The sequence below is a fragment of the Ancylobacter novellus DSM 506 genome (assembly GCF_000092925.1).
Taxonomy (GTDB): domain Bacteria; phylum Pseudomonadota; class Alphaproteobacteria; order Rhizobiales; family Xanthobacteraceae; genus Ancylobacter; species Ancylobacter novellus.
The window spans coordinates 1,556,646-1,582,225 of record NC_014217.1; the positions used below are offsets into that span (position 1 = coordinate 1,556,646).

Here is a 25,580-nt window from a genome sequence, read left to right on the forward strand (position 1 = left end):
GATGGAAGTCCGTTCACGACAACGGGAACGGGGCTTCGGCCACCCCCTTCAGGGCAGAAAGCCCTCAAAGATCATCTGGTCCGCGTGCCGCGCGGCGATGGCGCGATCCTCGGCGGTGCGCACGGTCCAGGTCAGCACCGGAAGATGCAAGGCGCGGCGGGCGAGGGAGACCGGCGCCGAGGGCAGCTCCTTGACATAGTGGGCGATGAAATCCGGCCTTGTGCGCGGGAAATGCAGCAGGTTGCCGTAGGCGAACTTCCTCGCCGGCGGGAGCATGTCCCATTCCGGGTCGTCGTAGCGGTGCTCCATGGTGATGCCACGCGGGAGGTGCGGCGCCAGATGGCGCACGGCGGCGACGAGATCGGGATCGAAGGACATAAGCGCCGCCGGGCCGTCATAGGCGGCGAGGATGTCGGCGGCGCGGGCGGCGACGGCCGTGTCGCCGTCGAACTGGCTCTTCAACTCGACGACCAGCGGGACGCGGCCGGCGACGCGCGCCAGCAATTCGGCGAGCGTCATCATCCGGTCGGCGGTGCCGCGCATCTCGATCGCCTTGAGCTGCGCGCGGCTGAGCGCCTTGGCAGGGCCGGCGGCGAGGGTGAGGCGCTCCAGCGTGTCGTCATGGAACACCATCGCCTCGCCGTCCGACGAAAGCTGGATGTCGACCTCGATGGCGTAGGCGCGGGCGATGGCAGCATCTACCGCCGAGGCCGTGTTCTCGATGACGCCCCGCGAGACATCGTGCAGCGCGCGATGCGCCACCGGCCGGGCGGTGAGCCAATCGGGGGCGTTCATGATCAGGCGAATTCGATGACGGCCTCGACCTCGACGCTGACATTGAAGGGCAGGGCGGCGACGCCCACCGCCGAGCGGGCGTGGCGGCCCGCATCGCCGAACACCTCGACGAACAGGTCGGAGGCGCCGTTCACCACCTTGGGGTGATCGGAGAAGTCCGGCGCGGAGTTGACGAAGCCGACCAGCTTGACCACCCGCTTCACCCGGTCGAGGTCGCCCAGCGCCGACTTGATCTGCGCGATCACGTTGATGGCGCACTGGCGCGCGGCGGCGCGGCCGGCCTCGACATCGGCCTCGGAGCTGAGCTTGCCGGTCATCATCTGGCCGTTGGCGACGGAGATCTGGCCGGAGATCCACAGGAGGTTGCCGCTGACGACGGTAGGCACGTAGTTCGCTGCCGGCGCAGTGGCGGCGGGGACGACAATGCCGAGCGAGGCGAGCTTCGCCTCAACCGTTCCTGACATGGCTTTCTCCTGCTATCGTTGTGCGCGTGCGCCGGCGGGGAGCCGACGTGCAATTGCCATTTTCTGTCGGCGATGTTTGGCCGATCAAACTGTCATCCGCAAGCCGCGTCGAGCTGCCGAGGAGCCTTTTGCCTATGCGTTTCGCTTACCCCGTCCGCGCCGCCGCGGCCCTTTCGCTGCTCGGCGGCTCTGCCCTGCCGGCGGCGGCGATCCAGCTGACGCCGCACCGCGCCACCTATGCCGTCTCGCTCGACGCCTCCAAGCCCGGCAACCGGGTCAACGGCGCCGAGGGGCAGATCACCTATGAGCTGCGCGGCAACCCGTGCGCCGGCTATTCTGTCCAGCTTCGCCAGAGCACCGACCTCGCCACCGAGGGCGGGCGGCTCAACAGCGCGGTGACCACTGCGACCTGGGAGGACGGCGACGGCAACGCCTACCGCTTCCGCGTCACCAACGCGCTGAACGGCGAGGCGCCGGACGAGGCGGATGGCGTCGCCGAGCGCAAGGATGGCAAGCTGGTGGTGCAGGCGACCAAGCCCGAGGCGGGCACGGTGCAGCTCGGGACCGGCGTGCTGCTGCCGACCCAGCACGTGCTCAAGCTGATCACCAGCGCCGAGCAGGGAGAATCCGTGCTCGAGGCGCCGGTGTTCGACGGCTCGCCGGACGCGCGCAAGGTCTATGACACGCTCTCCATCATCGGCAAGGGCGTGAGCGACGCGAAGGGGCTGGAAGAGGCCGCGACCAAGGGCGACCTCGCCGGGCGCATGCGCTTTCCGGTGACGATCAGCTATTACGAGCGCGGCGGCGACAGCCAGACGCCGGATTACATCATCAGCTTCGACATGTTCGACAACGGGGTGAGCCGGAACCTCAAGCTCGACTATGGCGAGTTCGCGCTGCGCGGCACGCTCACCGCCTACGAGGCGCTGCCGAAGGAGGAGTGCGCGAAGTAGTGCTCTCCGCCGCTTCCTGCGCCGCGGCGTCGGGCACGTTGCGGTGCGGTTGTTCGGCGCCGCGCCGGCGCGGCGCGTCGAGCGCGATGCCGCGGTCGATGATCTCCTTGCCGAAGCGGGCGCGCAGGCTGTCGGTGGCGAGTTCGGCCAAGCCGCGTTTGGTGGCCCGCGCGTCGACGAGGTCGGCCGGATCGGCCAGCGTCGGGTCGGCGAGTTCCGAAACGCCGACGCCGATGAGGCGGAAGCGGCGCCCGTCCGTCTCCTTCGCCAGCAATTCCCGGGCATGCTCGAAGATGCGGTGGGCGAGACGCGTCGGGTCTTCCAGCGAGCGGGCGCGGGTGATCAGCTTGAAATCGGCGGTCTTCAGCTTCAGTGTCACCGTGCGGCCGGCATAGTTCCCTGCTTTCAACCGATCCGAGAGTTTTCGCGTCAGCCGGTAGAGCTCCTGCTCCAGCGCGCGGAAATCGCTGATGTCGACGTCGAAGGTGGTCTCGGTGGAGACGCTCTTGGTCTCGCGCTCGGGATTCACCGGCCGCGAGTCGATGCCGCGCGCGAGACGCCACAGCCGCAGCCCCTCATTGCCGAAGCGCCGGGCGAGCGTCGCCTCGTCCGCCGCCTGCAGGTCGGCGATCAGGCGGAAGCCCTCGCGGGCGAGGCGCTCCTGCGTCGCTTTTCCCACGCCCCAGATGGTGGCGACGCTGCGGGAGGCGAGGAAGTCCACCGCCTCGGCAGCGCCGATTACCGCGAAGCCGCGCGGCTTGTCGAGCTCGGAGGCGATCTTGGCGAGGAACTTGTTCGGCGCCAACCCGATGGAGATGGTCACGCCGATCTCGCTCTCGATCGAGCGGGCGAGGCGGGCGAGCGCGCGGGCCGGGCTCTCGCCATGCAGGCGCTCGGTGCCGGCGAGGTCGAGGAATGCCTCGTCGATGGAGAGCGGTTCGACGAGGGGGGTGAGAGCCAGCATGCGCTCGCGGATCTGCCGGCCGACCACGACGTATTTCGCCATGTTCGGCTTCACCACGACGGCGTCGGGGCAGAGCGCCAGCGCCTTGAACATCGGCATGGCCGAGCGCACGCCGTTGACGCGGGCGAGGTAGCAGGCGGTGGAGACCACGCCGCGCTTGCCGCCGCCGACGATGACGGGAACGTCGCGCAGCTTCGGGTCGTCGCGCTTCTCCACCGCGGCGTAGAAGGCGTCGCAGTCGATATGGGCGATGTGGAGCTGCTCGAGCTCGGCGTGGCGGGCGAGGCGCGGGCTGCCGCAATGCCGGCAGCGCGGTGCGTCGTCCGCCTCGCACAGGCAGTCGCGGCAGAAGCCCGGCAGCGCCATGGCGCGTCCCTCGGTTCCCGGCCCTACTCTTCGCCTATGTCGGCGTGGGCCAGTATCTCGCGCGCGGCAACCACATGGCCGGGCTCGATCTCCGCCTCGTCCGCATAGGCGACGAGCAGGTCCTGCCGGTTGATCATGTAGTCGAGCAGCGCCACATGGAAGGCGCTCGAGCCGATGGCCCCGCGCAGATCGGCAGGCGACAGGCCGCTTTCCGCCAGGAAGGGGCCGATGCGCTCGGGATCGACGGCGAGATAGGAAAGGGCGCCGAGGCTGACCTCGCGCGCGGCCTGCTGGGTCGAGAGGGGTTTGGAGCTTCTCATTTCCGGTTCCGTAAGGAATGCATGCTTAAAGCTAACCTATCGACGGGCGGACGCATGCACGATTCCGTCATGATCCGCGGTCGCTTAATCCGTCGCCGAATCCGTCGGCGTCGAGTCGAGGATCCGTCACCAGATGTCCAAGACCGTCCTGATCGTCGAGGACAACGAGCTCAACATGAAGCTCTTCAACGATCTGCTCGAAGCGCACGGCTATAGCACGGTGGGCACGCGCAGCGGCGTGGAGGCGATGGATCTGGCGCGCCGGCACCGGCCCGACCTGATCCTGATGGACATCCAGCTTCCCGAGGTTTCCGGCCTCGACGTGACCCGCGCGCTAAAGGCCGATCCGGAATTGAAGGCGATCCCCGTCATCGCCGTGACCGCCTTCGCCATGAAGGGCGACGAGGAGCGGATTCGCGAAGGCGGCTGCGAGGCCTATCTGTCGAAGCCGATCTCGGTGTCGAAGTTCCTCGAGACGGTGCGCCAGTTCCTGCCTGCGGCCTGAAGGCCACGCCGGTGGCGATTCGCAGCCAGGCCGCCCGTACCCCGTTGCTTTCCCGGTCGGTTGGGGTAGCTTTCCCGACCTATCCGCTTGCCCTGCGGAATGCTCGGGTCCGCCGCATCTCCTGGGCCCGCAGGTCTGGTCGGCGGGCGATGGCTCGGAAGGCCTCTCCGTCCCATCGCCCGCCGATTCCAGAGTAGCTCTCTGTTTCCCTGATAACCGTCATCATGAGGTGCCGCCGAAAGGCGGCCTCGAAGGAGGGGCGTCCTGGCGCGCTGCAAGGACCATCCTTCGAGGCTCGCTGCCTCGCACCTCAGGATGACGGTGAGCGGGGCAGTCCCGCAGCCAACAAAAAAGGCGCCTCGCGGCGCCTTTCGCATGCCGGGCGTGAGCCCGTATGGCGTCAGATCACTTGATCTTGCCTTCGCGGAACTCGACGTGCTTCTTGGCGACCGGGTCGTACTTCTTGACGACCAGCTTGTCGGTCATGGTGCGCGAGTTCTTCTTGGTCACGTAGAAGAAGCCGGTGTCGGCGCTCGACACGAGCTTGATCTTGATGGTCGTAGCCTTGGCCATGGCCGGTCTCCTGGAGGCGTTCGGACGCAGCCGGGCCACGCCGAAGAAATAAGGTTCGCGCGGCGCGAACGCCGCTCGTTGGGCGTCCGTATCAGGGATCGGCGCCCAAAAGTCAAGGAAGGGCGCCAGGAAAAGGGGCGCCAAAAGGCACTTCCGAAGGTGTTCAGCGCTCGCGCCTTATCTGCCCCGCGACAACCAGCACATAGACCAGCAGGAAGGCGCCGATGGTCCAGGCGAAGCCGTCCGGGTCGAACATCTGCATGCCGCCGCCGACCGCGGTCGGGCCGACGATCAGGCCGATGGAATAGAGCATGACGAAGGCGGCATTGGCGGTGGCGAGCGCGGCGCCGTCGAATCGAGCGCCGAGCAGGGCGAGCCCGACCGTGTAGAGGCCGGCGGTGATGCCGGTGGTGAGGAACACGACGATCCACATCGACCAGCCGTCGATCGGCAGATAGGGAATCAACAGGGCGCCGACGACGCCGATGACACTGCAGGCGAGCAGCATCCGCCGCCGGTCGAGCCGGTCGCTGAGGAGGCCGAGGGGGAGCTGCAGCCCGACATTGCCGAGCTCGGCGACGGTGAGCAGGATCGCCGCCTGGTTCTCCTCCAGCCCGCGCCGCAGGCCGTAGAGGGGCAGGAAGTTGATCAGTCCGGTCTCCACCGCGCCGAAGACGAAGGCGGCGAGCGTTGCTGCAGGCGCAATGCGCATCAGGCTCCACACCCCGCGCGAGCTCTCCTTCTCGATGGCCGGCGCGCCGGAGGCGCCGATCATCACCGGGATGGCGGCGATGGCGAAGAAGGCGGCGCCGGCGAGATAGGGTGCCCAGCCATGGGTGCCGACGAGGCTGAGGATCGCCGGTCCGCCGGCGAAGCCCATGGAGAGGACGGTGCCGTAGATGCCGATGACAAAGCCGCGCCGGTGGTTGGGCGAGGCGGCGTTGATCCAGAACTCGGAGACGACGAACAGCACGCAGAGCGCCGCGCCGAAGATGAAGCGAAGCAGGAACCACAGCACGAAGGACGGCGTGAGCTTGAAGGCGATCAGGCTCAGCGCCGCGCTGGCGATGGCGGCGAGCAGCAGCGGCCCGGCGCCGACGCGGCGCACGAGGTTGGGCAGGAAAGGTGCGACGATGACGGTGGCGACGCCGCCCACCGCGGTATTGATGCCGATCCAGGTCGAGGGGATGCCGCGGTCGTTCAGCTCGAAGGCGAGCAGCGGGATCGACAAGGCGAGGCCCAGCCCGACCACCGAGATGGCGCCGATGGCGGCGGCGATGGACGCGATATTGACGCCGCGCGGCGCGGCGGGGGCATGCATGACGCTCACCTGACGCAGGGGAGGCGGGCAGCCTCCGGGCCGTTCCGTCTAAACCATGGGCCGTGGAAGTCGAATGACTTTTGCAGATGCGGTCATGACGGATCTCCATGGACGACGTCATGGCCGAACTTGATCCGGCCATCCACTCCTTCGGTCCCGCCGCATGCCCGGTCCAAGGCGTGGATACCCGGGGCAGGCCCGGGGATGACGATGTTTTGTCCGGGAGAGCGATCCCGCCCTCGCTGCGCTCGGCCGGGATGACGGAGGGAGGAGGCTACGCCAGCGAGTCGCGGTACATCTTGCCGCCGCGGGTGAAATAGAACGGCACCGGAAGCCAGGGGCGATTGCCGCCGTCGAGGCGGGTCTCGATCTCCTCGATGATCGCCAGCGTGATGTTCGGCACCTCGGCCTTCTTGGCTTCGGCAATGGTCAGCCACGCCGTCTCCACCAGCTCGGCGTCAGGGCCGACCACGCCTTCCTCGCGATGAGCGATGTCGGCAACGTCGGCCATGAAGAAGCGGGTGTCGAAGCGGCGCGGGCGGCCGGGCGGGGTGATGGCGCGGGCAACGAAGGTCAGCGCCTCGAGATTGGGGAACACGCCGGCCGCGCCGAAGGCCGCCCAGCCCTCGGGTAGCCCTTCCGGCACGCCGGCCTCGCGGGTGCCGAGCAGGAGGCCGGTCTCCTCGCAGGTCTCGCGGATGGCGGTGAGCGCCAGCGCGCGGGCGCGGGCCGGGCTCGGCCGGGTGACGCGGGTGAGCAGGCGCCGCTCGCTCTCGGCGTCGAGCGTGCCGTAGACCGGCATGCGGCGGTCCTGTGCGTCCACCCGACCGCCGGGGAAGACGAACTTGCCCGGCATGAACTTCAGCTTCGGGTTGCGCCGGCCGAACAGGAGGCGCGGCGTGCGCTTCGAGCGGTCGACGAGGACGAGCGTGGCGGCGTCGGCGGGGCGGACGGTCGGATGGCGGGCATCGCGGTCCACGCCGAGGAAGCGGGCGGAGACGTCGGTGGGGCTCATGCTGTTCGGAAGGCTCAGGCGGGCGGACGGGAGGAGGAGGGCACGAGCGCGGCATCCGGCCGGCGGCTCGGCGGGACGGGATCGTATTCCTCGTCGGTGGGGTCGAAGCCGTGCATGCGCACCGCCCATTGGAAGCCGATGAGCGCCCCCTTCACCGGTGGCAGCAGCACCAGCGAAAGGAGGACGGTCAGCGGCAGCCAGACGACGAGGTGGATCCACAGCGCCGGGTGCAGCGCCATCTCCACCGCCAGAAGCAGCGGTACGACGATATGGCCGACGATGGTGATGACCATATAGGGCGGAGCGTCGTCGGCGCGGTGGTGCCACAGCTCCTGGCCGCAGTTCGGGCAGTGCTCGTTCACCTTCAGATAGGCGCTGTAGAGCGCACCCTTGCCGCAGGCGGGGCAACGGCAACTGAAGCCGTTGCGCAACGCCTGGCCGATCGGTCGGTCCGATTGGAATTCCATTCTCTCGCGCCTCCAAGGCACTGTCAGCGTTCGCTGCCTATCTGCGTTTGCCGCGCGCGGCGGGGCGGCGGGAGCGCTCCTCCGGCCGCCGGTAGCGGCCACGGCCGGGTCCGCGCGGGCCGCGCTTCTCACCCTTCACATAGTGTCCCTCGGATATAAGCTCAAATCGCAGCGCGCCAGCCACCGGCGCCGCTTCGACGAGCTTCACTTCGACGCGGTCGCCGAGCCGGTGCATCTCGCCGGTCTGGTCACCGATCAGCGCGTGGCGGCCTTCGTCGTAGCGATAATAGTCCATGCCGAGTGTCACGGCGGGGATGAAGCCGTCGGCGCCGGTGTCGTCGAGGGTGACGAAAAGCCCCGCCTTGGTGACGCCGCCGATGCGGCCCTTGAAGGTAGCGCCGATCTGCTCGGCCATGTGGTGGGCGATCAGCCGGTCAATGGTCTCGCGCTCGGCCGCCATGGCGCGGCGCTCGCTCGCCGAGATGCGGGCAGCGACCTCGGCGAGCTGCTCGGGCGTGGTCGCTTCCGGCAGGCCGTCACGGCCGAAATCGAGGCCGCGGATCAGCGCGCGATGCACGATGAGGTCGGCATAGCGGCGGATCGGCGAGGTGAAATGCGCGTAGCGGCGCAGGTTGAGGCCGAAATGGCCGTAATTCTCGTTGGCATATTCCGCCTGCGCCTGGCTGCGCAGGATCACCTGGTTGACCAGCGGCGCCAGCTCGGTGCGGTCGACGCGGGCGAGGATGTCGTTGAACTGCGCCGGCCGCACCGTCTCGGTCTTCGGCAGCTTGATGTCGAGCGTCTGCAGGAATTCGCGCAGGCCCGACATCTTCTCCAGCGAGGGCTGGTCGTGGACGCGGTAGACCAAGGGGACGCGCTTCTCCTCCAGCGTCTCGGCGGCGGCGACATTGGCGAGGATCATGAACTCCTCGATCAGTTTATGCGCGTCGAGCCGCTCGGGAACGATCACCTTGTCGACCGTGCCATTGGGCTTGAGCAGGATCTTGCGCTCCGGCAGGTCGAGCTCCAGTGGGGCGCGGGCGTCGCGCGCCTTCTTCACCACGCGATAGGCGTCCCAGAGCGGGCGCAGCACGCCTTCCATCAGCGGGTCCGTAGTCTCGTCCGGCCGACCGTCGATGGCGCTCTGCGCCTGCGCATAGCCGAGCTTGGCGGCCGAGCGCATCATGATGCGGTGGAAGGAATGCCGTTTCTTGCGTCCGTTGGCGCCGACGATCATGCGCACGGCAAGCGCGGGCCGGTCCTCCAGCGGGCGCAGCGAGCATAGGTCGTTGGAGATGCGCTCGGGCAGCATGGGCACCACGCGGTCTGGGAAATAGACCGAGTTGCCGCGCACCAGCGCCTCGCGGTCGAGCCCGCTGCCCGGCCGCACATAGGCGGCGACGTCGGCAATGGCGACGGTGAGAATGAAGCCGCCGGCATTCTCCGGGTCGGTGTCGGGCGCGGCATGAACCGCGTCGTCATGGTCCTTGGCGTCGGGCGGATCGATGGTGACGAGCGGCAGGTCGCGCCAGTCCTCGCGATGGGCGAGGGTGGCGGGCTTCGCCTCTTCCGCCTCCGCCAGCGCCTCGCGGCGGAACACGCTCGGAATGCCATGGGCATGGATGGCGATGAGGCTGATCGCCTTCTCGGTGGCGATGGAGCCGAGCCGCTCCTTCACCTTGGCGGTCGGCAGGCCATAGGCGTGGTGGCGGACGATCTCGACCGAGACGAGATCGCCTTCCTCGGCACCGCCGGAAAAGTCCGGCGGGATGGCGAGTTCGCGGCCCATATTGCGTTTGTCGACCGGGATGAGCCGCCCACCACCCTGCGCGTCGCGGCGGAAGATGCCCAGCGTCAGCGCACGCGCCTTCTCGATGAGCTTCAGCACGCGGCCGGTGTGGCGGATATGGCCGTCGGCCTCGGGAATTTCTTCGGTCTTCAGCAGCACCCGGTCGCCCATGGCCGGGGCCGGGCCGGCGACGCGGCCGCGGCGGGCGAGGCGCACAAGGATGCGCGGCGCCTCGCCATGCTCCTCGGTGTCCCAGTCGATGGGGGTGGCGATGAGCTCGCCATCCTCGTCGCGGTCAACGATTTCCGCCATGACCACGGCGGGCAGGGCGCCCGGCAGATGCAGTTTCTTGCGCTTGCGGCCGATCAGCCCCTCATCGGCGAGTTCGCGCAGCATCGATTTCAGCGCGATGCGTTCCGTGCCGTCGAGGCGAAAAGCCTTTGAGATATCGCGCTTGCCGACATCGCCGCCATGGGCGGCGATGAACGCCATCAAATCCTCGCGAGTCGGCAGGCCCTTCGGCACTCCTTGGGGCAGCGGCGGTGTGACGGGCTTTCGGGATCTGGGTTTTGTTGGTTTGCGCACGATTCACGATCCGGGGGACGGCAGCCATGACGCTAGCGGCATGCGGGCGCCGCGTCGACCGTCCGCGTCTCCTGCATATCGGCAATGCGTCTGGCGTATTGCTTTTATGCCCTTAGGCGCAGATTTTGCCGCCTCCCGGGGGCGGGACTCACATCTGTTCTGGAAAACGTTACACGATGGACGCCCGTTCGCCGCACGACGTGGCAGCACCGCTCGATCACGCCGAAATTCGTACGATCATCATCGGCGTCATGCTCGCGATGTTCCTGAGCGCGCTTGACCAAACCATCATCGCGACGGCGCTGCCCACCATCGGCTCGCAGTTCGGCGACCTCGAAAGCCTTTCCTGGATCGTCACCGCCTATCTCCTGACCGGCACCGCGGTGACGCCGCTGGTCGGCAAGCTCGCCGACATCCACGGTCCGCGCCCGGTGCTGCTGATCGCCATCGGCCTGTTCCTGATCGGCTCCATTGCCTGCGCGCTGGCGCCGAGCATGATCGGGCTGATCATCGCCCGCGCGGTGCAGGGCATCGGCGGCGGCGGCCTGATCGCGCTCGCCCAGACCATCATCGGCCTTCTGGTCGCCCCGCGCGAGCGCGGTCGCTACCAGGGCTATTTCGCGGTGGTGTTCATCTCCTCCTCGATCGCCGGCCCGATCCTCGGCGGCTTCTTCGCCGAGCACCTGCATTGGTCGCTGATCTTCTGGATCAACGTGCCGCTCGGCATCGGCGCCTGCGTGATGAGCGACCGCGCGCTGCGGCGCCTGCCGGCGCATCACCATCCCCACAGGCTCGACGTGCTCGGCGCGCTGCTGATGTGCGCGGCCACGGTCGCGCTGCTGCTGGCGCTTAGCTGGGGCGGCACGCATTTCGCCTGGATTTCGGCGCCGATCCTGGGGCTGCTCGGCCTCTCGGTGGTGATCTGGGGCGGCTTTGCGCTGCGCATGGCGACCGCCACCGAGCCGCTGCTGCCGACCGTCGTGCTGGCGGATCAGGTGGTGCGTACCGGCGTGCCGGCCGCCGCCTTCGCCATGGGCACGCTGATCGGGCTGTCGATCCAGATGCCGCTCTATCTGGAAGGCGTGCTCGGCCTCACCGCTTCCGAATCCGGGCTCGCGCTGATCCCGCTGATGGGCGGCGTGGTGGTGGGTGCCACCGGCGCGGCAAACGTCATGGCGCGGGTGACGCATTACAAGCGGCTGCCGCTGATCGGCCTCGTCTGCGGCATCGCCTCCATGGTGCTGCTTACCGTGTGGCCCTACGGCCTGCCGGTCGCGGTGGTGGCGCTGGCTACCGGCATTACCGGCATGGGGCTCGGCACCGTGCTGCCGGTGACCACCGTGGCGGTGCAGAACGCCGTGCCGCTGCCGCAGATCGGCATCGCGACGGCGGTGCTGAACTTCTTCCGCTCGCTGTCCGGCGCCATGCTGACCGCCGGCTTTGGCGCCATCGTTATCGGCCTGTCGGGCATCGAGGGCAGCGCGCTGCTGGAGCGGCTGCTGTCCGGTCACGCGCAGGTGGAGCCGCTGGCCGAAGCCTTCCGCTGGGTGTTCGGCGCGGCGGCGGCGGCGCTGGTGCTCTCGCTGGTGATGACACTGGCGATGGAAGAGCGCCCGCTGCGCTCCGGCCACGCCCCGGCGCCGATGCCGGAGTAGGGGGACGGGCGCCCGCGCCCCGCCATTTCTCGTCATCCCGGCCAAGCGCAGCGAGAGCCGGGATCGCATGCCGCTTTAGGCGCTACATTGGAAAACGATCCCGGATCGGCCCCGCGGGCCGTCCGGGATGACGTCTATAATCAGCAGCTTAGCCGCTCTTCTTTGCAGGTGACTTCTTCGCCGCGGCCTTCTTCGGCGCCGCCTTCTTGGCGGGCTTGTCGCCGCTTGCCGTCTTCGCCGCCGCGCGGCGCGCCGGCTTGGCGGGCGCGGAGCCGGCCTTGGCGGTGATCAGCTCGACCGCCTGTTCCAACGTCACGCTCTCCGCCGGCATGCTCTTGGGCAGCGTGGCGTTGACCTTGCCGTGGTTCACATAGGCGCCGAAGCGGCCGGGCCGCACCGTCACCTGCCCGCCGAGAGTGGGATGCTCGCCCAGCTCGCGCCCGCCGACGGCGCCGCGGCCGCGGCCCGGACCCTTGTTCTGCTTGTCGGCGATCAGCGCGACGGCCCGGTTGAGGCCGATGGAGAGCACGTCGTCGCCGGCTTCGAGATTCGCGTAGGTCCGGCCGTGCTGCACATAGGGACCGAAGCGGCCGATGCCGGCGAGGATCGGCTCGCCATTGTCGGGATGGACGCCGATCTCGCGCGGCAGCGAGAGCAAAGCGAGGCCCGTCTCCAGATCCACGTCCGCCGGCGCCAGGCCCTTGGGCAGGCTGGAGCGCTTGGGCTTCTCGCCGTCCTTGGCCTCGCCGAGCTGGAGATAGGCGCCGAAGCGCCCGTCGCGCACGGTGACTTCGAGCCCGCTCACGGGGTCGGTGCCGAGCACGCGGGTGCCGTTCGCCTCTGCCGGGTTGTCGGAATCGCCGTTCTGCACCGCCAGCGGGCGGGTGTACTTGCATTCGGGATAGTTTGAGCAGCCGATGAAGGCGCCGAACTTGCCCACCTTCAGCGACAGCCGCCCGGTGCCGCAGGTCGGGCAGATGCGCGGATCCGAGCCGTCTTCCTTGGGCGGGAAGATATGGGCGGTGAGCATCTCGTCGAGCGCGGAGATGACGTCGGAGACGCGCAGTTCCTTGGTCTCGCCGACGGCGGCGGTGAAGTCGCGCCAGAAGTCGCGCAGCACGTCCTTCCAGGCGAGCTCGCCATTGGAGATGAGGTCGAGCTTCTCCTCGAGGTCCGCGGTGAAGTCGTATTCGACATAGCGGTCGAAGAAGCTCTCGAGGAACGCCGTGACAAGGCGGCCCTTGTCCTCGGGCACGAGGCGGCGCTTATCGAGCTTCACATATTCGCGGTCGCGCAGCACGGCGAGCACGGAGGCATAAGTGGAGGGACGGCCGATGCCGAGCTCCTCCATGCGCTTGACCAGCGAGGCTTCCGAATAGCGCGGCGGCGGCTCGGTGAAGTGCTGGTCGGCCTTGATGCCCTTGTTGGCCAACGCCTCGCCGGTCGACATGGCGGGCAGGCGACGGTTCTCCTCGTCCTCGTCGCCGTCGTCGATGCCCTCGCGGTAGAGGGTGAGGAAGCCGTCGAACTTCACCACCTGGCCGGTGGCGCGCAGCTCCAGCGCGCGGCCGGCAGCCTTGGCGTCGATATCGACGGTGGTGCGCTCCAACTCGGCCGATTCCATCTGGCTGGCGACGGTGCGCAGCCAGATCAACTCGTAGAGCTTCGCCTGCTCGGGCTCGAGATGCCGGGAGACGTCCTTCGGCCGGCGGGAAAGATCGGTCGGGCGGACCGCCTCATGGGCTTCCTGCGCGTTCTTCGCCTTGGCCGTATACTTGCGCGGCGCATTCGGCACGTAGCGGTCGCCATAGTCGCGGCCGATCACCGAGCGCGCCTGCGCCACCGCCTCCGGCGCCATGTCGACGCCGTCGGTACGCATATAGGTGATGAGGCCGACAGTCTCGCCGCCGACGTCGACGCCTTCATAGAGGCGCTGCGCGATACGCATGGTCACGGCCGGGGCGAGGCCGAGCTTGCGGCTGGCTTCCTGCTGCAGCGTCGAGGTGGTGAAGGGCGGGTAGGGGTGGCGCCGGGCGGGCTTGGCCTCGACCGAGCGCACCTTGAAGTCGGCCGATTCCAACGCCTTGCGGAAATCCGTCGCCTCGGCCTCGGTGCCGACGTCCAGCCGGGTGATCTTCTTGCCGTCGGCGCCGACGAGGCGGGCCTCGAAGGTCTCGTTGCGCGGCGTCGCCAACGTCGCGGCGATCGACCAGTACTCGCGCTTGACGAAGGTCTCGATCTCACGCTCGCGGTCGCAGACGAGGCGCAGCGCCACCGACTGCACGCGCCCCGCCGATCGGGCGCCCGGCAGCTTGCGCCACAGCACCGGGGAGAGGGTGAAGCCGACGAGATAGTCCAGCGCGCGGCGGGCGAGATAGGCGTCGACCAGTGCCGCGTCGATGGTGCGCGGGTGCGCCATCGCATCCAGCACCGCCTGCTTGGTGATGGCGTTGAAGACGACGCGCGAGATCGGCTGGTCCTTGAGCGCGCGCTTCTCCTTCAGGATCTCCAGCACATGCCAGGAGATCGCCTCGCCCTCGCGGTCGGGGTCGGTGGCGAGGATGAGGCCGTCGGCACCCTTCACCGCCCGGGCGATGTCGGACAGGCGCTTCTGCGCCTTGGGGTCGATGTCCCAGAGCATATGGAAGTCGTGCTCGGGATCGACGGAGCCGTCCTTGGCGGGGAGATCGCGCACATGGCCATACGAGGCGATGACCTCGTAGCCCGGCCCGAGATATTTGTTGATCGTCTTCGCCTTCGCAGGCGATTCGACGATGACGACCTGCATGCGCCCGCCGTGTCCGTTGAGAGTTGTCCAGCCCGAAGAGCCCGGGAAAATGGGGTAGCCGTACCGGCCTGTCAAATGGGAAGCAGGAGCCATGCCGCCTTTGCCGGAGGCTCCCGAAGGGAGTATTCGCGAAAGCGCAACGGTATCAAGGGCGGGTATGGCCGCGACAGTACGTCATTAAACGGCCGTTCAATCTCGAAATACACCCCTCGATAGAATATGGTCGAATATATGCACGCAGAGGTAGCGTTGCGTCAGGCTCCGGTGTTACCTTTTGCCGAAGCGAGACCAACCTGCAGGCGTGCCTTGACCAACAGCGACCGCGACCCGCCGCCGCGCGACACGGCAAGCTATATCGCCGCCATCGTCGGCGAACTGGCCGGTCTTGCCGCCGGGCCCAGGATGGAAGTGCTGCGCTATCTGCTGGAGATGGCGCGTGACGAGGCGCGCGGCATCGCCCTCGACCATACGCCAGACTCCGACGCCGACCTCAAATGAGCGAGACCGCGCCGCCCGGATGGCGCTCCAGCCGTCCGGCGAGTTCCAGTTCGAGCAGCAGGATCTGAATCTCGCCGACGCTCGCGCCCGACAGCACGACCAGATCGTCGACCGGCAGCGGCACCGGACCGAGCAGGGCGAGCACATGAGTGCGGGCATCCTCGCTCGGCTCCGGCGCGTCCATCGCGTCGGCCTCCTCCTCGACGATGAGCGGAGGCGGGCGGTCGCGCAGTGCCGCCAGCCCCTGCAATATGTCCTCGGCGCCGGTGACGAGCGCCGCGCCGTGCTGGATCAGCGCATTGGTGCCGCTGGCGCGCGGGTCGAGCGGCGAGCCGGGGACGGCGAAGACCTCGCGCCCCTGCTCGGCGGCGAGCCGCGCGGTGATCAGCGAGCCCGAGCGCTCGGCCGCCTCGACCACGACCACGCCGAGCGAAAGGCCAGAGACCAGCCGATTGCGGCGGGGGAAGTCGCGGGCGCGCGGCTCCCAGCCCATCGGCATCTCCGACAGGATGGCGCCTTCGGCCGCGATGGCCTCCATCAGCTTCTCGTTCTCGCGCGGATAGGGCCGGTCGTGGCCACCGGCGATGACGGCGACCGTGCCGGTGGCAAGGCTCGCCTCATGCGCCATGGCGTCGATGCCACGGGCGAGGCCCGAGGCGATGACCCAGCCGGCGGCGCCGAGGCCGCGGGCGATGCGCACGGTCATGGTGCGCCCGGCGCCAGAGGCGTTGCGCGAGCCGACGATGGCGACGGTCGGCCGGACCAGTATCTGCGGCTTGCCGCGCAGGGCGATGAGCGGCGGCGCATCGTCGATCTGCCGCAGCAGTTCGGGATAATCGGGTTCGCCCAGCGCGATGAAGCGCCCGCCCATGCGATCGAGCGCCGCCATCTCCGCCTCCGCCTCGGCGGCAGAGGGGATGCGCGGCGGGATCAGTCCGCCACCGCGGCGGGCGAGGGCGGGCAGCGCGTCCAGCGCCGCCGCCGCGCCACCGAAGCGGTTGACGAGGCTGCGGAACGCGCGCGGGCCGACATTCTCCGTGCGGATCAGGCGGAGCCAGTCGCGGCGTTGTCCCAGATCGAGTTGGACGCCGCGCGGAGCCAATGGTTAGCCCTTCTTGCCGATCTTGCCTTCGGTGCCGGCGAGCAGCCGGCCGATATTGGCGCGGTGCATGAACCAGAGCAGCGCGGTGAGGATCGCCAGCAATAGCCCGGTCGGCGGCGGGACGAGGGCGAAGGCGGCGAGCGTGGTCAGCACACTGGCGACGAGTGCGGCGAGCGAGGAATAGCGGGTGACGAAGGCGACGGTCAGCCAGGCGGCGGCGAAGACCAGAGCCGCCTGCCAGGCGAGCGCCAGCGTCACGCCGAGGAAGGTGGCGACGCCCTTGCCGCCCTTGAAGCCGAGCCAGACCGGGAAGATGTGGCCGAGGAAGGCGCCGAGCGCCGCCGGCAGCAAGCCGTTCTCGCCGATCAGCCAGCCCGCCAGCAGCACGGCGACCGTGCCCTTGAGCATGTCGCCGACGAGCGTGGCGGCGGCCAGCCCCTTGCGCCCGGTGCGCAGCACGTTGGTGGCGCCGATATTGCCCGAGCCTATGGTGCGGATGTCCTGCGTGCCCGCGACGCGGGTCAGGATCAGGCCGAAGGGAATCGAGCCGAGCGCATAGCCGAGAAGCAGCGCGGCATAGCTCGACAGCGGTGGCAGGGACCAGCTCATGTCCGCGACCTTAATGGCTTTTCGCCGGTTGCACAGAGGGCAGGTGGGCCGACGCCCTACACGTATTCATATACCGTGCGGCCGGCAACCAGCGTGCGTACGACGCGGCCCTCGAAGCGGGCCTCGTCGAAAGGCGTGTTGCGGCAGCGCGACTTCAGCGTGGCGGGATCGAGCAGCCAGGCTTCGTCCGGCGCGATGAGCGCGATGTCGGCCGGCTGTCCCGGCCGCAGCGTGCCGGCCGGCAAGCCGAGGATCTCGGCGGGGCGGGTCGACATGGCGCCGATCAGGGTGATGAGATCGAGCGCGCCGTCCTTCACCAGCCGCAGGCCGGCGGCCAGCATGGTCTCCAGCCCGATGGCGCCGAAGGCGGCCTCGGAGAAGGGCAGGCGCTTCACCTCGACGTCCTGCGGATTGTGGTCGGAGACCACGACGTCGATCAGCCCTTCCGCTACCGCCTCGACCAGCGCCACCCGGTCGTCCTCGCCGCGCAGCGGCGGGGCGAGCTTGAAGAAGGTGCGGTAGCCGACGACGTCGCGCTCGTTCAGCGTCAGATGGTTGATCGAGGCCGAGGCCGTGACGTCGAGCCCGTCGCGCTTGGCCCGGCGCAGCACCTCAAGCGATTCGGCGCAGGTGAGCGAGGCGGCGTGGTAACGCCCGCCGGTGATGGCGACGAGGCGCAGGTCACGCTCCAGCACGATGGTCTCGGCCGCCTTCGGCACGCCGGCGAGGCCGAGCCGCGAGGCGAGCTCGCCCTCGTTCATCACGCCCTCGCCCACGAGACTGGCGTCCTCGGTGTGATGGACGATCAGCGCGTCGAAATCGCGGGCATAGGTCAGCGCCCGGCGCAGCACCTGCGCGGAGCGAATGGAGCGCGTGCCATCGGTGAAGGCGACCGCGCCGGCGGCCCCTAGCAGGCCGATCTCCGTCATCTCCCGGCCTTCCAGCCCTTTGGTCAGGGCGGCCATGGGATGGACGTGGACGATGGCGGTGTCGCGCGCCCGGCGCAGGATGAAGTCGACGATGGCGGGGTCGTCGATCACCGGGTCGGTGTCGGGCTGGCAGATGATGGTCGTCACCCCGCCGGCGGCTGCCGCCTGGCTGGCCGAGGCGAGAGTTTCGCGGTGCTCGGCGCCGGGCTCGCCGATGAAGGCGCGCATGTCGACGAGGCCGGGCACGGCGATGAGGCCGCGGCAATCGACGATTTCGGTATCCGGCGACAGGCCGGCCGAGGTCAGGTCACTGGTGACATCTTTTATGACTCCGTCGGCGATGAAGATGTCACCGGTGGTGTCGAGGTCGCGTGACGGATCGAGGATGCGCGCCTTGGCGAGAAGGGTGGGACGAAGGTCAGCCATTGGGAAGATTCCGCGACAGCGCGTCCAGCACGGCCATGCGCACGGCGACGCCCATCTCCACCTGCTCGCGGATGAGCGACTGGGCGCCGTCGGCGACAGCCGAATCGATCTCCACGCCCCGGTTCATCGGGCCGGGATGCATCACCAGCGCGTCCGGCTTGGCGTAGCGCAGCTTGGCCTCGTCGAGGCCCCAGAAGTGGAAATATTCCTTCACCGACGGGACGAAGGAGCCGTTCATGCGCTCGCGCTGCAGGCGCAGCATCATGACGATGTCGACGTCGGCGAGGCCGCGCCGCATGTCGTGATGCACCTGGACGCCGAAGCGCTCGATGTCCTTGGGCAGCAGCGTCGGCGGGGCGACCACGCGAACCTGCGCGCCGAGCGCCTGCAGCAGCAGGATGTTGGAACGGGCGACGCGCGAATGGGCGATGTCGCCGCAGATCGCGACCGTCAGGCCCTGGATGGTTCCCTTGTTGCGGCGGATGGTCAGCGCGTCGAGCAACGCTTGCGTTGGGTGCTCATGCGCACCGTCGCCGGCATTGACCACCGAGCAGTCGACCTTGCGCGCCAGCAGCTCGACGGCGCCGGAGGCGCTGTGGCGCACGATCAGCACGTCCGGGTGCATGGCGTTCAGCGTCGCCGCGGTGTCGATGAGGGTCTCGCCCTTCTTCACCGAGGAGGTGCTGACCGACATGTTCATCACGTCGGCGCCGAGGCGCTTGCCGGCGAGTTCGAAGGAGGACTGGGTCCGCGTCGAGGCCTCGAAGAACAGGTTTATCTGGGTGCGGCCGCGCAGCGTGGCGCGCTTCTTCTCGACCTGTCGGTTGAGGACGACGAACTCCTCGGCAAGGTCGAGGAGGCCGACGATTTCCTCGGGCGACAGGCCCTCGATGCCGAGCAGGTGCCGGCGGGAGAGGGTGAAGCTGGGCAGCGGGTTCGATGTCATATCGAAGTCGGCTGGATAGACGCAGCCGGCGAGTACCGCAAGCACTTAAGCGCACCGTCCAGATATTCGTCAGAGATGGGCGATGAGGGTCACCAGCGCGATCACCGCCGGCATGGTCGCGGCCGCAAGGATGGTCTGCACCGTCAGCATCTCCGCCAATAGCGGCGCATCGCCGCCCATCTGGCGGGCCAGCACATAGCCGTTCGGTGCCGAGGGGACGGACGCGCCGACGGCGACGATCAGCAGGTCGATCTCCTGCAGGCCCAGCGCCACGCCGATGCCGACCGCCAATGTCGGCATGATCAGGAGCTTGGCGAGGCAGGTGAACCAGGTCGCCATGCGTGGCCGGCGCAAGTCGCCGAGCCGCAGCCCGGCGCCGACCACCAGCAGCCCCAGCGCCAGCGAGGCCCGGCCGAGTATGTCGCCGAAGTCGACGAGGACCGACGGGATCGGCACGTCGAAGGCGTTGATCAGCGTCCCGGCGATGCAGGACCAGATGAACGGGTTGCGCGCCAGTTGCAGCAGCAGCCGGTTGGTCGCGCCGCCATTCTCGCCATGGCGGGCCAGCACCACCACGCTGATGGCGTTGAGCACCGGGATCATCACCGCGAGCCCGACCGCTGCCACCGCCAGCCCCTTGGACCCGGCAAGCGCGCCGGAGACGGCGAGCGCGATATAGGTGTTCCAGCGCACCGACCCCTGGAACAGCGAGGTGTAGCTCGGTCCCGCCAGGCCGAAGACGCGGCAGATCGGCCGGCGCAGCACGGTGAGCAGCGCGGAGACGGTGAAGATCGCGCCGAGCAGGGCGGTGGAGACATCGACCACCGCCACCTCGCCGAGGTCGGCGCGCGAAATCGACACCACCAGCAGCGCCGGAAACAGCACGAAATAGGTCAGCCGCTCCAGCGCGATCCAGTGCGAGGCTTCCGGCAGCAATCCGCGCTTGAGCGCGGCGCCCAGCGCGATGACGAGGAAGACCGGCACCAGCGCGCCGAGCACTGCATGCATGTCAGACCCTCACCGGCCTTCCGCGATGAAGCGCAGCCGATCGAGCGCGCCCTGCAGGATGAAGGCGGCGGCCTGCTGATCGACGACCTCGGCGCGGCGCGCGCGGCTCATGTCGGTGGCGATCATGTCGCGCTCCACCGCGGCGGTGGACAGCCGCTCGTCCCAGAGCATGATCGGCAGCTCGGTGAGGCGGGAAAGGTTGCGGGCGAAGGCGCGGGACGCCTGCGCGCGCGGCCCCTCGCTGCCGTCCATGTTCACCGGCAGGCCGAGCACGAGGCCCACCGCGCCGCGTGCGGCGGCGAGCGACAGGACGCGCCCGGCATCGGGGGTGAACTGCTTGCGGGCAATGGTCTCCACCCCGGCGGCGATCCGGCGGTCCGGATCGGAGCTGGCGACGCCGATGGTCTTGGTGCCGAGGTCGAGGCCGATCAGGCTGCCCCGCGCGGGCAGGATGCCGGCCGCCTCGGCGACGGGGAGGATGAGCGCGGGCATGGCGGAGAGCGCCTAGCACGACCGCTTGCGAGATGCCATCGCGCCGTATCATGTCGTGCTTGAGTCATGCCGCTCTCGCACTATGTTGCCGCCGGAAATAGCGGTCAGCTGCGGAGGAAGCTCATGAAGATCACCTGGTTCGGCCATGCGGCGTTTCGGCTGGAATTCGCGGGCAAGGTCGTGCTCATCGACCCGTTCCTGACCGGCAATCCGGCCTTCGGCGGCGACGTGGCGCAGGCGACGGCCGGCGCGCAGTACATTCTGCTGACCCACGGCCATGGCGACCATGTCGGCGACACCGTTCCGGTGGCCAAGAACACCGGGGCGACCGTCGTCGCCAATGCGGATCTGGTGAGCTGGCTCGGCACGCAGGGGCTCGAGAAGCTGGAGATGATGAACACCGGCGGCACCATCCATCTCGACGGCTTCACCGTCAGCATGGTCCGCGCCGACCACTCCTCCGGCATGATGGTGAACGGCACCGCGGTCTATCTGGGCAATCCGAGCGGCCTGATCGTGAAGGCGCCGGGCGAGCCGACCGTCTGGCACATGGGCGATACCGACATCTTCTCCGACATGGCGCTGATCGCTGAGATCCATAAGCCGGACGTGGTGATCATGCCGATCGGCGACCGCTTCACCATGGGGCCGGAGACGGCGGCGCTCGCCGTGTCGCGCTATCTCGGCGGCCTCACCATCATCCCCGGCCACTATGGCAGCTTCGGCCTGCTGGAGCCGACCGCCGACCGCTTCGTCGCGCTGGTCGGCGGGGAGGCCACGGTGGTGGTGCCGGAGAAGGGCGTGCCGGTCGACCTGTCGAAGCTTTGAGTTCGGGCTCTAACTCCCTCACACACGGTCATCCCCGAGCTTGGCCCGGGGATCCACGACTTGGACCGATGCGCGGGGTGTCGCTGAAGTCGTGGATGGCCGGGTCAAGCCCGGCCATGACGTGCTTTTTGTGGGAGCCTGTCGCGAACTAGTCTGCCGCCGCGCCCGTCACCGCCAACGCGTGGCGCACGGCGTTGGCCTGGCGCACCAGCACGGTCGCCACGAACGCTTCCATCGCGTCGGTGAGCCCCGGTTCGGCGAGGAACCCGCCGCGCTCGCGCCCTTCGACCCGGCGCACTAATCCCTCCTGCACGGCGTTCTGCAGGATGTCGACGACATGCGAGCGCGACACCCGGTAGGCGCGGGCGAGCTCGGCCACGGGCGTCGGCCGGCCGGTCCCGCCGGTCGCGAACAGGGCGAGGGCGACCAGCAGCCCGCCGTCGCGGTCGGCGAAGATCGCCATCGAGGGTATGTCGTGCATCATGCGCCAGCCGGCGCGGAACGGCCGCAGCAGCTCGGCGACATAGGCGGCGACGAAGGCGTCGTCGTCGAGGCGGTTCAGGCCGGCCTCGCCCTCCGGCAGCACCATGCGCAGCGCGTTCAGCATCACCCGCCAGCGGTCGCGATGGATCGCCAGCATGCGATCGGTCACGGTGAGCCGCCGCCGGCGGCGATCCGCGTCCGGCACCGGAGCGACGAGGCCGAGCAGGCGGGAGGCGGCCAGCACCGCGCCGACCCGGCCGGGGCTGCACACGCCGAGCGCCGCCGCCTCCGCCTTCAGCCGGCCGGCGGTGAGGCCCGGTCCGGGCGGGGGCTCGAAATGCATGTCGAGCATCAGCAGGGCGAGCACGACCCGACCGCGGTCGTTCAGCAGGCGCGTCAGCAGGAAATTGCCGCGATAGGCGCTGGCGAGATTGACCGCCGCCTGCCGGGCGACCCACGGGAAGTCCGGCCGCGCCCGCAGCCGCGCGCGCTCCTCCACCTCGCCAGGCAGCAGCGATTCCAAGAGCGCCCCGTGGGCGCCTGCTGCGGCGGGGAGGGGCGTGCCGGCGGCCTGCCTCGCGAACATATCGTGACCTCACACGTCGTCGTTGCGACCAATAATCGACATTGTCGCGCAACGGCGAAGGATCATTATGCGCGCTGTTTCCCCTAGGGGATGTCCATTCGAGGAATCGACGTGATCGCGTTCCCCTCCTGCATGCGTATCCTGGCGCCGACGGCTGCCGGCGCGCTTCTGCTCGCGGCCCTGCTGCCGCTCGGCGCCGCGCCGGCCGAGGCGGCGGTCGTCTACTGCACCGGCCCCGGCTATCCGGTCGGCTGCGTGGTCCGCCCGACGCCCTATGTCGCGCCGGCGGCCCGTGCGACGGTCTACTGCACGCGCCCGGGCTATCCCGTCGGCTGCGTCGGCGGGGTGGGTGCCCCTGGCGTGGGCCCCGTCGGTACGCCGGCCACCCGCGCCGTGGCGCGGCCCGGTCCGGGCGTGAATGGCGGCGGGCCGGTGAACCGGCCCGGACTGCGCTGAAGACATCATCGATACGGAGGATAGCATGATCCATCGCCACGTCGCCCTGCTTGCCGCCACCTGCTTCACGGCGTTCGCGGCCGCGCCGGCCCTTGCCGACAAGGCGGCGGGCGACGCCTGCGCCGCCGGGCTCTCGCCGGACGGCAAGGCGATCTACGCCGCGGTGGGCTCGGCCAGCGGCGACCTGCGCAGCATCGTCACTGACACGACCAAGTCGCTGGTGATGTCCGGCAAGATCGAGCGCGGCAATGCCCGCGCCAACGCCCAGGCCGCCGGCGCCTGCCTGGAGCAGGCGCGGTCGTGAGTCGTTAGTCCGAGAACCAGCCTTTCCGCCTTCATGGCCGGGCTTGACCCGGCAACCCAGGCTTTTTCCGTGCGTCGAGCGCAAAGGCTGGGTTGCCGGGTCAAGCCCGGGGATGAGGGAAATGGGATCGTGTCGATCCCTGGAACAGCTTCGGCCGGCATCCGAAACCCACGACGAACCGACCGACCATGGGCGCCGCGCGTTGCGGGGCGCGGTGCCCGCCTGCTATAGGGCGCGCGTCGGTTTAATCGTTGATTGGGATTTCGGATGTCGGTCGATCAGGCGACGGTCCGGCGGGTGGCGCATCTCTCGCGCATCGCCGTGACGGAGGACGAGGTGGCCCATCTCCAGGGCGAGCTCAATGCCATCCTCGCCTTCGTGGATGAGCTAGCCGAGGTGGACACCGCCGGCGTCGAGCCGATGACCAGCGTCATCCCCATGAAGCTGCCCCTGCGCGCCGACGTGGTAAACGACGGCGGCGATGCGGCGCGCGTGCTCGCCAACGCGCCTCTGGCCGAGGACGGCTTCTTCGCCGTCCCGAAAGTGGTGGAGTGAGTCTCATGAGCGAACTCACCCGCCTCACCATCACCGCCGCCCGCGAGGGGTTGGCGCAGGGCCATTTCACCGCCACCGAGCTTACCGAGGCGTATCTCGCCGCCATCGAGCCGGCGGGCGACCTCAACGCCTATGTGCTGACGACGCCGGAGAAGGCGCTGGAGACGGCCAAGGCCAGCGACGCGCGCATCGCCAAGGGCGAGGCGGGGCCGCTGGAAGGCATCCCGCTCGGCATCAAGGACAATTACGCGGTCGACGGCGTGCGCACCACGGCCGGCTCGAACATCCTGAAGAACTTCGTCCCGGCTTACGAATCGACGGTGACCTCGCAGCTCTGGCGCGACGGCGCGGTCTTTCTCGGCAAGCTGAACCAGGACGAGTTCGCCATGGGCTCGTCCACCGAATCGAGCGCCTTCGGCCCGACGGTGAACCCGTGGCGGCGCAACGGCTCCGAGCAGCCGCTGGTGCCGGGCGGTTCCTCGGGCGGGTCGGCGGCGGCGGTGGCGGCGCATATCGCGGCCGGCGCGGCGGGCACCGACACCGGCGGTTCGATCCGCCAGCCGGCGGCCTTCACCGGCACGGTGGGCATCAAGCCGACCTATGGCCGCTGCTCGCGCTGGGGCATCATCGCCTATGCCTCCTCGCTCGATCAGGCCGGGCCGATCGCCCGCTCGGTGAACGACGCCGCGCTGCTGCTGCGTTCCATGGCCGGGCACGATCCGAAGGATTCGACCAGCGCCGACCTCGCCGTTCCGGACTACGAAGTGCATTGCGGCAGCTCCGTGCGCGGCAAGCGCATCGGCATCCCCAGGGAGTACCGCGTCGACGGCATGTCGCCGGAGATCGCGGCGCTGTGGGACAAGGGCGCCGACATGCTGCGCGACGCCGGCGCCGAGATCGTCGATATAAGCCTGCCGCATACAAAGTACGCCCTGCCGGCCTATTACATCGTGGCGCTGGCCGAGGCCTCCTCGAACCTCGCCCGCTATGACGGCGTGCGCTATGGCGAGCGGGTGCCGGGCCGCGACATCGTCGAGATGTACGAGAAGACCCGCGCCGCCGGCTTCGGCGACGAGGTGCGCCGGCGCATCATGATCGGCACCTATGTGCTCTCGGCCGGCTATTACGACGCCTATTATTTGAAGGCGCAGAAGGTCCGCACGCTGATCAAGCGCGACTTCGAGAACGCCTTCGCCGACGGCATCGACGCGGTGCTGGCGCCCGCGACGCCGTCGCCGGCCTTCGGCATCGGCGAGAAGTCGGGCGCCGATCCCGTCGAGATGTATCTGCAGGACGTGTTCACGGTGACGCTGAACATGGCCGGCCTGCCGGGCATCTCGGTGCCGGCGGGGCTGTCCTCGGAAGGGCTGCCGCTCGGCCTGCAGCTCATCGGCCGGCCCTTCGGCGAGGAGGGGCTGTTCTCGCTTGCCCAGGTGATCGAGGAGGCCGCCGGGCGCTTCGACGTCACCGACCGCTGGTGGGAGTGATCGGATGCGCGACCTGCCCGAGAACGAGCGCTCCCTCGCGCCCTTCCGGGCGGAGATCGACATCATCGACGCTCAGATGGTGGAGCTGCTCGCCCGCCGCTTCGAGGTGGTCAAGCACGTCATCGCGGTGAAGCAGGCGGAAGGGCTGGCAGCCCTGCTGCCCGAGCGGGTGGAGGACGTGATCGACAAGGTCAGCGCCCGCGCCGAGACCCAGGGCGTGCCGCCCGAACTGGTGGAGAAGCTCTGGCGCGTGCTGATCGAGTGGGTGGTCGAGTACGAGAACGAGCGCCTGGGTTGAGGCGAGCCGACCG

At 69.0% G+C, this 25,580-nt stretch carries 27 protein-coding genes; 10 read left to right on the forward strand and 17 right to left on the reverse strand.

The annotated features are described in order from the left end of the window. Positions 1-48: 48 nt before the first annotated feature. The gene (locus SNOV_RS07495; RefSeq protein WP_013166315.1) at positions 49-795 is read right to left on the reverse strand and encodes a glycerophosphodiester phosphodiesterase family protein; all 747 of its coding nucleotides are present in this window, start codon (positions 793-795) and stop codon (positions 49-51) included. A gap of 2 nt (positions 796-797) precedes the next feature. Then, on the reverse strand, positions 798-1,259 hold the full coding sequence (locus tag SNOV_RS07500; protein WP_013166316.1) for a RidA family protein: 462 nt from the start codon (positions 1,257-1,259) through the stop codon (positions 798-800). A 134-nt stretch (positions 1,260-1,393) separates the two neighbouring features. On the opposite strand from SNOV_RS07500, the gene SNOV_RS07505 reads away from it, so the two are divergent. Further along, entirely contained in the window at positions 1,394-2,212 is an 819-nt protein-coding gene (locus SNOV_RS07505) for a cell envelope integrity EipB family protein (protein ID WP_013166317.1), read from the forward strand. Here SNOV_RS07505 and SNOV_RS07510 read toward each other — a convergent pair. Beyond that, a complete protein-coding gene (locus tag SNOV_RS07510) occupies positions 2,169-3,542 on the reverse strand; it encodes a DNA polymerase IV (RefSeq protein WP_013166318.1) in 1,374 nt (457 codons plus the stop codon). The two genes, SNOV_RS07505 and SNOV_RS07510, sit on opposite strands and share 44 nt — an antisense overlap. Before the next feature lie 23 nt (positions 3,543-3,565). Further along, positions 3,566-3,862: a DUF3572 domain-containing protein gene (locus SNOV_RS07515; protein ID WP_013166319.1), complete on the reverse strand. Its 297-nt coding sequence runs from the start codon at positions 3,860-3,862 to the stop codon at positions 3,566-3,568. Positions 3,863-3,995: 133 nt separating this feature from the next. Here SNOV_RS07515 and SNOV_RS07520 point away from each other — a divergent pair, with 133 nt between their 5' ends. Next, positions 3,996-4,367: a response regulator gene (locus SNOV_RS07520; RefSeq protein ID WP_013166320.1), complete on the forward strand. Its 372-nt coding sequence runs from the start codon at positions 3,996-3,998 to the stop codon at positions 4,365-4,367. Between the two features lie 405 nt (positions 4,368-4,772). Here the strand turns inward: SNOV_RS07520 and rpmG are convergent, their stop codons facing one another. The 5 genes from rpmG to rnr form a co-directional block, all read right to left on the reverse strand. Then, a complete protein-coding gene (gene rpmG, locus SNOV_RS07525) occupies positions 4,773-4,940 on the reverse strand; it encodes a 50S ribosomal protein L33 (RefSeq protein WP_013166321.1) in 168 nt (55 codons plus the stop codon). 163 nt (positions 4,941-5,103) lie between these two features. After that, on the reverse strand, positions 5,104-6,261 hold the full coding sequence (locus SNOV_RS07530; protein WP_013166322.1) for an MFS transporter: 1,158 nt from the start codon (positions 6,259-6,261) through the stop codon (positions 5,104-5,106). 274 nt (positions 6,262-6,535) lie between these two features. Then, the gene (locus SNOV_RS07535; protein ID WP_013166323.1) at positions 6,536-7,276 is read right to left on the reverse strand and encodes an NUDIX hydrolase; all 741 of its coding nucleotides are present in this window, start codon (positions 7,274-7,276) and stop codon (positions 6,536-6,538) included. A gap of 14 nt (positions 7,277-7,290) precedes the next feature. Beyond that, a complete protein-coding gene (locus SNOV_RS07540; protein ID WP_013166324.1) occupies positions 7,291-7,743 on the reverse strand; it encodes a DUF983 domain-containing protein in 453 nt (150 codons plus the stop codon). Positions 7,744-7,780: 37 nt separating this feature from the next. After that, a complete protein-coding gene (gene rnr / locus SNOV_RS07545) occupies positions 7,781-10,024 on the reverse strand; it encodes a ribonuclease R (RefSeq protein WP_041782083.1) in 2,244 nt (747 codons plus the stop codon). 269 nt (positions 10,025-10,293) lie between these two features. Here rnr and SNOV_RS07550 point away from each other — a divergent pair, with 269 nt between their 5' ends. Next, positions 10,294-11,772, forward strand: a complete 1,479-nt coding sequence (locus tag SNOV_RS07550; RefSeq protein WP_013166326.1) for an MDR family MFS transporter — start codon at positions 10,294-10,296, stop codon at positions 11,770-11,772. Positions 11,773-11,920: 148 nt separating this feature from the next. Here SNOV_RS07550 and topA read toward each other — a convergent pair whose 3' ends face one another. Next, complete coding sequence (gene topA, locus SNOV_RS07555) at positions 11,921-14,560, reverse strand: type I DNA topoisomerase (protein ID WP_013166327.1); 2,640 nt, start codon at positions 14,558-14,560, stop codon at positions 11,921-11,923. Positions 14,561-14,866: 306 nt separating this feature from the next. On the opposite strand from topA, the gene SNOV_RS07560 reads away from it, so the two are divergent. Continuing rightward, positions 14,867-15,058 (forward strand): hypothetical protein, encoded by a 192-nt coding sequence (locus SNOV_RS07560; RefSeq protein ID WP_013166328.1) that lies wholly within the window; start codon positions 14,867-14,869, stop codon positions 15,056-15,058. On the opposite strand, the gene dprA is transcribed toward SNOV_RS07560, so the two are convergent. From dprA to ruvX, 6 genes are all read right to left on the reverse strand, one after another. Further along, entirely contained in the window at positions 15,051-16,160 is a 1,110-nt protein-coding gene (gene dprA, locus SNOV_RS07565; protein ID WP_013166329.1) for a DNA-processing protein DprA, read from the reverse strand. The genes SNOV_RS07560 and dprA overlap by 8 nt on opposite strands. A gap of 3 nt (positions 16,161-16,163) precedes the next feature. Then, on the reverse strand, positions 16,164-16,769 hold the full coding sequence (gene plsY, locus SNOV_RS07570) for a glycerol-3-phosphate 1-O-acyltransferase PlsY (protein ID WP_013166330.1): 606 nt from the start codon (positions 16,767-16,769) through the stop codon (positions 16,164-16,166). Between the two features lie 56 nt (positions 16,770-16,825). After that, positions 16,826-18,124, reverse strand: a complete 1,299-nt coding sequence (locus SNOV_RS07575) for a dihydroorotase (RefSeq protein WP_013166331.1) — start codon at positions 18,122-18,124, stop codon at positions 16,826-16,828. Next, positions 18,117-19,070, reverse strand: a complete 954-nt coding sequence (locus SNOV_RS07580) for an aspartate carbamoyltransferase catalytic subunit (protein WP_013166332.1) — start codon at positions 19,068-19,070, stop codon at positions 18,117-18,119. The genes SNOV_RS07575 and SNOV_RS07580 overlap by 8 nt, the downstream gene beginning before the upstream one ends. Positions 19,071-19,139: 69 nt before the next feature. Then, positions 19,140-20,078 (reverse strand): AEC family transporter, encoded by a 939-nt coding sequence (locus SNOV_RS07585; RefSeq protein WP_013166333.1) that lies wholly within the window; start codon positions 20,076-20,078, stop codon positions 19,140-19,142. Between the two features lie 9 nt (positions 20,079-20,087). Then, positions 20,088-20,570: a Holliday junction resolvase RuvX gene (ruvX, locus tag SNOV_RS07590; protein WP_013166334.1), complete on the reverse strand. Its 483-nt coding sequence runs from the start codon at positions 20,568-20,570 to the stop codon at positions 20,088-20,090. A gap of 123 nt (positions 20,571-20,693) precedes the next feature. On the opposite strand from ruvX, the gene SNOV_RS07595 reads away from it, so the two are divergent. Next, on the forward strand, positions 20,694-21,398 hold the full coding sequence (locus SNOV_RS07595) for a metal-dependent hydrolase (RefSeq protein ID WP_013166335.1): 705 nt from the start codon (positions 20,694-20,696) through the stop codon (positions 21,396-21,398). A 148-nt stretch (positions 21,399-21,546) separates the two neighbouring features. On the opposite strand, the gene SNOV_RS07600 is transcribed toward SNOV_RS07595, so the two are convergent. Further along, on the reverse strand, positions 21,547-22,467 hold the full coding sequence (locus tag SNOV_RS07600) for an Rrf2 family transcriptional regulator (RefSeq protein ID WP_013166336.1): 921 nt from the start codon (positions 22,465-22,467) through the stop codon (positions 21,547-21,549). A 111-nt stretch (positions 22,468-22,578) separates the two neighbouring features. On the opposite strand from SNOV_RS07600, the gene SNOV_RS07605 reads away from it, so the two are divergent. The 5 genes from SNOV_RS07605 to SNOV_RS07625 all read left to right on the forward strand — a co-directional run bounded on the left by SNOV_RS07605 (position 22,579) and on the right by SNOV_RS07625 (position 25,567). Continuing rightward, positions 22,579-22,923 (forward strand): hypothetical protein, encoded by a 345-nt coding sequence (locus SNOV_RS07605; RefSeq protein ID WP_013166337.1) that lies wholly within the window; start codon positions 22,579-22,581, stop codon positions 22,921-22,923. 25 nt (positions 22,924-22,948) lie between these two features. Next, on the forward strand, positions 22,949-23,227 hold the full coding sequence (locus SNOV_RS07610) for a hypothetical protein (protein WP_013166338.1): 279 nt from the start codon (positions 22,949-22,951) through the stop codon (positions 23,225-23,227). 267 nt (positions 23,228-23,494) lie between these two features. Continuing rightward, complete coding sequence (gene gatC, locus SNOV_RS07615; protein WP_013166339.1) at positions 23,495-23,782, forward strand: Asp-tRNA(Asn)/Glu-tRNA(Gln) amidotransferase subunit GatC; 288 nt, start codon at positions 23,495-23,497, stop codon at positions 23,780-23,782. Positions 23,783-23,787: 5 nt separating this feature from the next. Beyond that, on the forward strand, positions 23,788-25,269 hold the full coding sequence (gene gatA, locus SNOV_RS07620) for an Asp-tRNA(Asn)/Glu-tRNA(Gln) amidotransferase subunit GatA (RefSeq protein ID WP_013166340.1): 1,482 nt from the start codon (positions 23,788-23,790) through the stop codon (positions 25,267-25,269). A 4-nt stretch (positions 25,270-25,273) separates the two neighbouring features. Beyond that, positions 25,274-25,567, forward strand: a complete 294-nt coding sequence (locus SNOV_RS07625) for a chorismate mutase (protein WP_013166341.1) — start codon at positions 25,274-25,276, stop codon at positions 25,565-25,567. Positions 25,568-25,580: the final 13 nt, after the last annotated feature.

Coding starts and splice junctions, on each gene's coding strand:
- SNOV_RS07495 (WP_013166315.1), bottom strand. CDS start 795: ATGAACGCCCCCGATTGGCTCACCGCCCGGCCGGTGGCGCATCGCGCG.
- SNOV_RS07500 (WP_013166316.1), bottom strand. CDS start 1,259: ATGTCAGGAACGGTTGAGGCGAAGCTCGCCTCGCTCGGCATTGTCGTC.
- SNOV_RS07505 (WP_013166317.1), top strand. CDS start 1,394: ATGCGTTTCGCTTACCCCGTCCGCGCCGCCGCGGCCCTTTCGCTGCTC.
- SNOV_RS07510 (WP_013166318.1), bottom strand. CDS start 3,542: ATGGCGCTGCCGGGCTTCTGCCGCGACTGCCTGTGCGAGGCGGACGAC.
- SNOV_RS07515 (WP_013166319.1), bottom strand. CDS start 3,862: ATGAGAAGCTCCAAACCCCTCTCGACCCAGCAGGCCGCGCGCGAGGTC.
- SNOV_RS07520 (WP_013166320.1), top strand. CDS start 3,996: ATGTCCAAGACCGTCCTGATCGTCGAGGACAACGAGCTCAACATGAAG.
- rpmG (WP_013166321.1), bottom strand. CDS start 4,940: ATGGCCAAGGCTACGACCATCAAGATCAAGCTCGTGTCGAGCGCCGAC.
- SNOV_RS07530 (WP_013166322.1), bottom strand. CDS start 6,261: ATGCATGCCCCCGCCGCGCCGCGCGGCGTCAATATCGCGTCCATCGCC.
- SNOV_RS07535 (WP_013166323.1), bottom strand. CDS start 7,276: ATGAGCCCCACCGACGTCTCCGCCCGCTTCCTCGGCGTGGACCGCGAT.
- SNOV_RS07540 (WP_013166324.1), bottom strand. CDS start 7,743: ATGGAATTCCAATCGGACCGACCGATCGGCCAGGCGTTGCGCAACGGC.
- rnr (WP_041782083.1), bottom strand. CDS start 10,024: ATGGCGTTCATCGCCGCCCATGGCGGCGATGTCGGCAAGCGCGATATC.
- SNOV_RS07550 (WP_013166326.1), top strand. CDS start 10,294: ATGGACGCCCGTTCGCCGCACGACGTGGCAGCACCGCTCGATCACGCC.
- topA (WP_013166327.1), bottom strand. CDS start 14,560: ATGCAGGTCGTCATCGTCGAATCGCCTGCGAAGGCGAAGACGATCAAC.
- plsY (WP_013166330.1), bottom strand. CDS start 16,769: ATGAGCTGGTCCCTGCCACCGCTGTCGAGCTATGCCGCGCTGCTTCTC.
- SNOV_RS07575 (WP_013166331.1), bottom strand. CDS start 18,124: ATGGCTGACCTTCGTCCCACCCTTCTCGCCAAGGCGCGCATCCTCGAT.
- SNOV_RS07580 (WP_013166332.1), bottom strand. CDS start 19,070: ATGACATCGAACCCGCTGCCCAGCTTCACCCTCTCCCGCCGGCACCTG.
- SNOV_RS07585 (WP_013166333.1), bottom strand. CDS start 20,078: ATGCATGCAGTGCTCGGCGCGCTGGTGCCGGTCTTCCTCGTCATCGCG.
- ruvX (WP_013166334.1), bottom strand. CDS start 20,570: ATGCCCGCGCTCATCCTCCCCGTCGCCGAGGCGGCCGGCATCCTGCCC.
- SNOV_RS07595 (WP_013166335.1), top strand. CDS start 20,694: ATGAAGATCACCTGGTTCGGCCATGCGGCGTTTCGGCTGGAATTCGCG.
- SNOV_RS07600 (WP_013166336.1), bottom strand. CDS start 22,467: ATGTTCGCGAGGCAGGCCGCCGGCACGCCCCTCCCCGCCGCAGCAGGC.
- SNOV_RS07610 (WP_013166338.1), top strand. CDS start 22,949: ATGATCCATCGCCACGTCGCCCTGCTTGCCGCCACCTGCTTCACGGCG.
- gatC (WP_013166339.1), top strand. CDS start 23,495: ATGTCGGTCGATCAGGCGACGGTCCGGCGGGTGGCGCATCTCTCGCGC.
- gatA (WP_013166340.1), top strand. CDS start 23,788: ATGAGCGAACTCACCCGCCTCACCATCACCGCCGCCCGCGAGGGGTTG.
- SNOV_RS07625 (WP_013166341.1), top strand. CDS start 25,274: ATGCGCGACCTGCCCGAGAACGAGCGCTCCCTCGCGCCCTTCCGGGCG.